The 7,431-nt window shown below is 64.2% G+C and carries 9 protein-coding genes; 6 read left to right on the top strand and 3 right to left on the bottom strand.

The window, feature by feature from the left end; translation table 11 throughout:
• Nucleotides 1–150: 150 nt before the first annotated feature.
• From CXY80_RS09415 to paaI, 3 genes are read right to left on the bottom strand one after another with little or no spacing between them, the layout of a single operon-like run.
• Nucleotides 151–750, bottom strand: a complete 600-nt coding sequence (locus CXY80_RS09415; RefSeq protein ID WP_104132349.1) for a TetR/AcrR family transcriptional regulator — start codon at nucleotides 748–750, stop codon at nucleotides 151–153.
• 41 nt (nucleotides 751–791) lie between these two features.
• Nucleotides 792–2,111, bottom strand: coding sequence for a phenylacetate--CoA ligase PaaK (paaK, locus tag CXY80_RS09410; RefSeq protein ID WP_092451714.1), 1,320 nt, complete (start codon nucleotides 2,109–2,111; stop codon nucleotides 792–794).
• A 17-nt stretch (nucleotides 2,112–2,128) separates the two neighbouring features.
• The gene (gene paaI / locus CXY80_RS09405) at nucleotides 2,129–2,557 is read right to left on the bottom strand and encodes a hydroxyphenylacetyl-CoA thioesterase PaaI (protein ID WP_104132348.1); all 429 of its coding nucleotides are present in this window, start codon (nucleotides 2,555–2,557) and stop codon (nucleotides 2,129–2,131) included.
• Between the two features lie 219 nt (nucleotides 2,558–2,776).
• Between paaI and paaA the strand changes: the two genes are divergently transcribed.
• From paaA to CXY80_RS09375, 6 genes are read left to right on the top strand one after another with little or no spacing between them, the layout of a single operon-like run.
• Nucleotides 2,777–3,739 carry a 1,2-phenylacetyl-CoA epoxidase subunit PaaA gene (gene paaA / locus CXY80_RS09400; protein WP_092451813.1) on the top strand — a complete coding sequence of 321 codons (963 nt, stop codon included), beginning with the start codon at nucleotides 2,777–2,779 and terminating at the stop codon, nucleotides 3,737–3,739.
• Nucleotides 3,736–4,041, top strand: coding sequence for a 1,2-phenylacetyl-CoA epoxidase subunit PaaB (gene paaB, locus CXY80_RS09395; RefSeq protein ID WP_092106867.1), 306 nt, complete (start codon nucleotides 3,736–3,738; stop codon nucleotides 4,039–4,041). The genes paaA and paaB overlap by 4 nt, the downstream gene beginning before the upstream one ends.
• Nucleotides 4,038–4,886 carry a 1,2-phenylacetyl-CoA epoxidase subunit PaaC gene (paaC, locus tag CXY80_RS09390; RefSeq protein ID WP_092451719.1) on the top strand — a complete coding sequence of 283 codons (849 nt, stop codon included), beginning with the start codon at nucleotides 4,038–4,040 and terminating at the stop codon, nucleotides 4,884–4,886. Before paaB ends, paaC begins: the two co-directional genes overlap by 4 nt.
• 8 nt (nucleotides 4,887–4,894) lie before the next feature.
• Nucleotides 4,895–5,440, top strand: a complete 546-nt coding sequence (paaD, locus tag CXY80_RS09385) for a 1,2-phenylacetyl-CoA epoxidase subunit PaaD (RefSeq protein WP_092451815.1) — start codon at nucleotides 4,895–4,897, stop codon at nucleotides 5,438–5,440.
• Nucleotides 5,440–6,585, top strand: coding sequence for a 1,2-phenylacetyl-CoA epoxidase subunit PaaE (paaE, locus tag CXY80_RS09380; protein WP_092451721.1), 1,146 nt, complete (start codon nucleotides 5,440–5,442; stop codon nucleotides 6,583–6,585). The genes paaD and paaE overlap by 1 nt, the downstream gene beginning before the upstream one ends.
• A 23-nt stretch (nucleotides 6,586–6,608) precedes the next feature.
• Complete coding sequence (locus tag CXY80_RS09375; RefSeq protein ID WP_104132347.1) at nucleotides 6,609–7,382, top strand: enoyl-CoA hydratase/isomerase family protein; 774 nt, start codon at nucleotides 6,609–6,611, stop codon at nucleotides 7,380–7,382.
• Nucleotides 7,383–7,431 lie beyond the last annotated feature (49 nt).

Raw genomic sequence — 7,431 nt, 5'->3', positions numbered from 1 at the left:
GGGGGACCCTGTGGGAGAGTAAGACACCGCCGGACTTAACTTAGAAACAAACAAAAAGGCCACCCGAAAGGGTGGCCTTTTTGCGTTAATGTGCGACAACGATAGAGAGGAGGCCACGCACATAAGTGCGTGGCCTTTGCTATCTAATAGTTAGCGGCGGCGGAGGCCGTCCAGGGCTACGGCCAGGACGTCGTCGGCGAGCTGGGCGGCATCCTCTGTACCTTCGGGGCGGTACCATTCGGCGATGGAGTTGACCATGCCGAACAGTAGGCGCGTGACGATGCGGGGATCGATGTCGCTGCGTAGTGAACCCGCATCGCTGGCCTCGATGACCAGTGTCGATACGGCGCGGTCGAAGGCCCGACGGCGCGTGAGAGCCAGCCGCTCGACCTCGGTATTGCCGCGCACGCGGAGCAGTAATGTGACGTAGGGAAGCCGCGACGTGAGAACGTGAACGGCACCCCGCAGCACGTAGGCCAGGCGGTCGATGGCGCTTCCGGTCAGCGCTCCGGACTCAAGCAGGACGCCCTCGAGACCATTCAGTGCCTCGTCGAGGGCGAGCTGCAGCACTTCATCCTTGGAGGAGAAGTGGTGGTAGATGGCCGCTTTCGACAGGGCGAGGCGTGTCGCGAGCACTCCCATCGAGGTGGCGTCGTAACCGAATTCATTGAATGCGGTGACGGCGATCTCGAGGATGGCGCGCTGGTCGTAGCCGGGGCGCCCGCGCTTGGGGGTGTGTACGTCAGACATAGATCTTGAGTCTCTCACGCAGGCGGTCCGGACACGACAAACTAGCGAAGGTCGTACACGCGCTTGTGCTTTCCGGTGCTGCGTTCCAGGGTTCCGGGTTCGACGAAGAGTACATTGACGCTCGATCCGATCCGGTCCTTGATCAGGGCAATGAGGAGGGCGCGGGCAACCGTTGACTCCGTATCGGTGGAGTGCTCGTGCCGTTCAATACGCACGGTCAATTCGTCCATGCGGGAGGGCCGAGTCAGTTCCAGCACGAAATGCGGCGAGAGGTGCTCGATGCCGAGCACGATCTCTTCGATCTGGGTCGGAAACAGGTTGACCCCGCGCAGAATGATCATGTCGTCGTTGCGACCGGTGATCTTCTCCATCCGGCGCATACCTGGTCGAGCGGTACCGGGAAGCAATCGAGTCAGGTCTCTGGTGCGATAGCGAATGACCGGAAATGCCTCCTTGGTCAGCGACGTGAACACGAGTTCACCCGTTTCACCGTCAGGCAGGCCCTGTCCGGTGTCGCCATTGATGATCTCCGGCAGAAAGTGATCTTCCCAGAGATGCGGGCCGTCTTTGGACTCGATGCACTCATTACCGACCCCCGGGCCCATGACTTCGCTGAGGCCGTAGATGTCGAGTGCGTCGAAGTCGAGACGGTCTTCCAGCTCGAGGCGCATCTGGTTGGTCCACGGTTCGGCACCGAGCACGCCGGCTTTGAGACTGGAACGGCGCGGGTCGAGGCCGGCCGCCACCATGGCATCGGTGATCGTGAGGAGGTAGCTCGGCGTTGACAGAATGATGTCGGGCTCGAAGTCAGTGATCATCTGCACCTGCTTATTGGTCTGTCCACCCGACATGGGAATGGCGCAGGCACCGAGTGCTTCGATGCCGGCGTGGGCGCCCAGCCCTCCGGTGAACAGGCCGTAGCCGTACGCGTTGTGCACCTTCATGCCGGGGCGCACACCCGAGGCGCGCAGGCTGCGGGCGACCAGTCCCGCCCACATCGCGAGGTCATTCTTGGTGTAACCGACCACGGTCGGCAGGCCGGTCGTTCCCGAGGAAGTGTGAATGCGTGCGACCTGGTGCATCGGTACCGCAAACATGCCGAACGGGTACGAGATCCGCAGGTCTTCCTTGGTCGTGAATGGCAGCAAGGCGACGTCTTCGAGGGTGCGAATATCGTCCGGGTGCACACCGACCGCATCAAATTTGCGCGTATAGAGAGGTACGTTCTGATAGGCGTGCCGCACGGTGTGCTTGAGGCGAATCAGTTGCAGCGCGCGAATCTCGTCGTGGTCCAGGCGTTCTGCTGCGTCGAGCTCCTCGAGTGCCGGTGCGTGCAGACGGGTCTTGGTCAGCGTTGACATGGTGCCTTCCGGAAGGGTTAGAGGTAGGTGCGAACGGGAACGGGCAAGTTGGTGGTGCGGCTTCGGCCGCGAAATTCGGCGACCGTGACGTCGTCGTCGATGGTCACCCGTACGTCGTAGATGCCGCTTCGGCCGCTCTTGACCCGCAACAGCGCGGTTGCGGTTAGGTTCTGGCCGCTCGTGGTCGGCTTCAGAAAAATGATGTCGGCGCCGGCGGCGAGCGTTACGTGATGCGAGTCGTTGCAGGCGATGGCGAAGGCCGTGTCGGCGAGAGCAAAGATGAAACCGCCGTGGGTGACATCGAAACCATTGAGCATGTCGTCGCGCACCACCATCGAGACCACCGAGTGGCCCGGCTCGTTACGGTGCACGATCATTCCGAGAGAAGCGGATGCCCGGTCGCGCTGCATCATGGCCTGGCTACCGGCGGATGCGGCTTGGGTCATTCGGATCTCCTCGTTGAGTTGCCGTTCAAGCGGGGGTTGCCCGCCCAATAATGAGACTATATACTAACTGAACGATCGGTTGGTAATAGAATGCCGTTCAGTGTGCAAAATTCTCGACGTGCATTACCTTAGCGCCACCAGCTTGTACACGATAAAGATCCGACCACCGCAGTCAACGAAGACCAGGAGCCGATGATGACAAGCACCATCACGCCCGATATGAGCGTCCCCGCCGCAATCAGTGTCGAGGAACAGCAGTTCAACGATCTGCTTGAAGCCGATTCGCGCATTGAGCCGCGCGATTGGATGCCCGAGGGCTACCGCAAGTCGCTCGTGCGCCAGATCTCGCAGCACGCGCACTCCGAAATCATCGGCATGCAGCCCGAGTCCAACTGGATCACCCGCGCCCCGAGCCTCAAGCGCAAGGCCATCCTGATGGCCAAGGTGCAAGACGAAGCCGGCCACGGTCTCTACCTCTATTCCGCCGCGCAGACCCTCGGCGCTACCCGCGATGACATGACGGATGCCCTCATCGCCGGCAAGGCGCGTTACTCGTCGATCTTCAACTATCCGACCCCGAGCTGGGCTGACATGGGTTCGATCGGCTGGCTCGTCGATGGCGCTGCCATCTGCAATCAGGTGCCGCTGTGCCGGGCCAGTTACGGCCCTTACGGCCGCGCGATGGTGCGCATTTGTAAGGAAGAATCTTTTCATCAGCGCCAGGGTTTCGAGATTCTGCTCGAGCTCATGCAGGGCACCGACGAGCAGCGCCAAATGGCCCAGGATTCGGTCAATCGCTGGTACTGGCCTGCGCTGATGATGTTCGGCCCGCCCGATGATGACTCGCCCAACTCAGCGCAGTCGATGGTCTGGAAGATCAAGCGTCATTCCAACGACGAGCTGCGCCAGCGCTTCGTGAATATGCTCGTTCCGCAGGCCGCCGTGCTCGGCGTAACCCTGCCGGACCCCGACCTGCACTTCAACGAGGAAACCCAGCAGTGGGATCTCGGCGTGATCGACTGGACCGAGTTCCACGAGGTGCTTGCCGGCCGCGGCCCGAACAACGCCCAGCGTCTGCAGCGTCGCCGCGACGCCCACGACGAGGGCCAATGGGTGCGCGAAGCAGCCGCGGCTTATGCACGTAAACAGTCCGCACGAACTGAAGAAATGGCAGCCTCATGACCACTCCCGGCGACTCAGCCGCAGAAATCTGGCCCCTCTGGGAGGTCTTCGTGCGCTCCAACCGTGGCCTCAGCCATGTGCACGTCGGCTCGCTGCACGCCCCCGACGAGACCCTCGCCGTGCGCAACGCCAGAGACCTGTACACCCGGCGTAGTGAGGGCGTCTCGGTCTGGGTCGTACCCGCGGCCGCCATTACCACGAGTGACCCTGACGCCAAGGGCGCCTTCTTCGAATCGCCCGCCGGCAAGAACTACCGCCACGCGAGCTACTACTCCAAGAGCGAGGGAGTGAAACACCTGTGAATGACGACACTGCGAACAATGACAGCGCTGAAGCGGATGTTCACGGCCACGTCGCCGTCGAAGTCACCACCCTCGACGCCGAGCTGATCGAGGGCCCGTCCGTCGCCACAGCCGACATCGCTGAATACGCGGTGTGGCTCGGTGACGACTCACTCGTCCTGGCCCAGCAACTCGGCGCCTGGATCTCCCGCGCTCCCGAACTCGAAGAAGATGTTGCCCTCGGCAACGTCGCCCTCGACCTGATCGGGCACGCCCGGTCCCTGCTGCACTACGCCGGCACCGCAACGGACCGCAGCGAAGACGACCTCGCCTACTGGCGCACCGAGCCCGATTTTCGTTCGCTGCACATTGTCGAGCAGCCCAACGGTGACTTCGCACACACGATCGCGCGCCAGTTCGTCGTGTCCCACTACCTGTTCGAGCTGTACAGCCGGCTGCGGGCATCCGCTGACCCAACCCTCGCCGCGATCGCCGCCAAGGCGGTGAAAGAGGTTGACTACCACCGCGACCACTCCACCCAGTGGGTGCTGCGCCTCGCGGAGGGCACCGACGAATCGCGCCGCCGCATGATCACCGCGATGAGTGACCTGTGGCCCTACGTCGAAGAGATCTTTCGCGATGACCCGCTCATCGACCGCCTCGAGGGAATCGCGGTTCGCCCGTCGAGCCTGCGCCCCGCGTTCGACTCCGCCATCGCGCCGGTGCTCGCCGAAGCCGAACTCGACATTCCGGTGGGATTCGTCGCCTCCGGCGGTGGCCGCACCGGCAAGCACTCCGAACACCTCGCCTTTCTTCTCGCCGAAATGCAGGTGCTCACCCGCGCCCACCCCGGAGCGTCCTGGTGACCACCCAGATGCACGAAGCTGTCGCCCGCCCGCGTCCCACCGACGCGGCCTCGCTGGCTGCCTGGACCATCGCCGCCCAGGTCGTCGATCCCGAGATTCCGGTGCTCACCATCGAAGACCTCGGCGTGCTGCGCGGGGTCAACGTCATCAGCGACGCCGACGGTACCGAGGCAGTCGCGGTCACTCTGACCCCGACCTATAGCGGATGCCCCGCGATGGACGCCATGCGCGACGACGTTCTCGCGGTGCTCACGAGCGCCGGGTACGAGAACGTCTCGGTTCGGCTGGTGCTCAGCCCGGCGTGGACCACCGACTGGATGAGCGAGATCGGCCAGAACAAGCTCCGCGAGTATGGCATCGCGGCTCCGACCGGGCATGCGACCGTACGCGGCTCCGGTCCGGCCGGCCCAATCCGCCTGAAAATGGCCGTGAAATGCCCGCGCTGTTCCTCGCTGAACACCCGCGAGCTCGCACACTTCGGATCCACCTCCTGCAAGTCCCTCTACGAATGCCGAGATTGCCTCGAGCCGTTCGACTACTTCAAGGTGCTCTAATGGCTGCAACACGTCTCGAATCCACGAACGAGGGCGCCACCACCCTGGCGCCGGTCAAGCACCGCGCGCGTTTCCACACCCTGACCGTAGCCGAAGTGCGCCCACTCACCGCCGACAGCGTCGAGGTCACCTTCACCGTTCCGCCCAAACTGCAGGGCGCGTTCGACTACCTGCCCGGCCAGCACCTCGCCCTACGGGCCACGATCGACGGCCAGGAACTGCGCCGCAGCTATTCGATCTGCCGGCCGGAGGCATTCGGTCAAATCAGTGTTGCGATCAAGCGCGACCTCGGCGGTGCGTTCTCCACCTGGGCCAACAGCGAGTTGCACGCCGGCGACGAACTCGACGTGATGAGCCCGCAGGGCAGCTTCACCTCAAACCTGCGCAATCTCGATCACAAACACGTCGTCGGCGTGGCCGCCGGTTCGGGAATCACCCCGCTGATGGCCCTCGCGCACACCGTTCTCGCCGCTTCTGACACCTCGATGTTCACCCTCGTCTACACCAACCGCACCGCGCTCGACGTGATGTTCCTCGACGAACTGGCCGAGCTCAAGGACCGCTACCCGGCCCGCCTCGCGCTCTACCACGTGCTCTCCCGCGAGCAGCGCTCATCCTCGTTGCTCTCCGGCCGCATCGACGAAGAGAAGTTTCGGCGCATGCTCGACACCATTCTGCGCCCGGCCACCGTCGATGAGTGGTTTCTGTGCGGCCCCTTCGAACTCGTGCAGCTGTGCCGTGACACGCTCGAAAGCACCGGCGTCGACCGCGCGCACGTACGTTTCGAACTGTTCACCACCGGGGAGCCCTCGGCGGCCAACGGCGATCGCGGCCGGCCGGTCATCATCGGCACCGGTGACAGGACGTTCCAGATCGAGTTCACCCTCGACGGCCAGAGCAACACGGTCACAACGCCGGTCAATGCGAACGAGAGCATCCTGAACGCCGCCCTGCGGGTGCGGCCCGACGTGCCGTTTGCCTGCGCCGGCGGAGTCTGCGGCACCTGCCGCGCCAAACTGGTCAGCGGTGACGTCACCATGACCGAGAATTACGCGCTCGAGCCCGAAGAACTCGCCCGCGGCTATGTCCTGACTTGCCAGTCGCACCCGACCACCGACACCGTCGTCGTCGACTATGACGTCTAACCGATACCAAGAAAGCGGATGCCGTGATCGAGCTCTCAATAGACAACGACGTCGCCCACGTGGTGCTGAACGCGCCCGACAAGCTCAACGCCCTCGATGAGGCAGCGATCGTCGGACTCGACGCGGCCTACCAGGAGGCTGAGCGAGGCGGGGTGCGCGCGCTGGTACTCCGCGGCGAGGGCCGGGCCTTCTGCGCCGGCCGGGATATTTCCGCGGTCGATCCGCGCACCGACGATGTGCTCGGCTACCTCGGCGACCTCGTCACGCCGCTGCTTCAGCGGATGAGCCGGTTTCCGGCACCGACCTTCGCGGCCGCCCACGGCGCCTGCCTTGGCGTCGGACTCGGTTTGCTCATCGCGACCGACGTTGTCTACGTCGCCGACACCGCCAAGATCGGCTCGCCGTTTGCGAACCTCGGCGCCACGCTCGACTCGGGTGGACACGCCCTGTTCATGGAACGGCTCGGCGCCCACCGCACCCTCGACCTGATCTACAGCGGCCGGCTGATGTCGGGGGCGGAGGCCGTCGCGGGCGGCCTGTTCAGCCAGGTCTTTCCGGCCGGGGAGCTGACCGAGGTGACGATGCAGGCGGCCGCTCGCGCGGCATCCGGTGCAACGCAGGCCTTTCTCGCGAGCAAAGCGCTCGTGCAGTCACTGCGAGACGAACGCCTCGGACTCTGGCAGAGCATGAGCGACGAAACCGCCGCCCAGGCCGCGCTGTGCGCTACCGGCGACTACCGCGAGGGCTTCGCCGCGTTCCAGGAGAAGCGCAAGCCCGCATTCACCGGCCGCGCCTGACCCGTCCCCAGCTGGGATTGCGGCCAATTCGGGCGGGATCTCTTCGCGT

The sequence above is a fragment of the Cryobacterium sp. M91 genome (assembly GCF_002929615.1).
In the GTDB taxonomy this organism is placed as follows: Bacteria; Actinomycetota; Actinomycetes; order Actinomycetales; family Microbacteriaceae; genus Cryobacterium; species Cryobacterium levicorallinum.
Note: the sequence above shows the minus strand (reverse complement) of the source record. Positions and strands in the feature narration are given on the sequence as shown.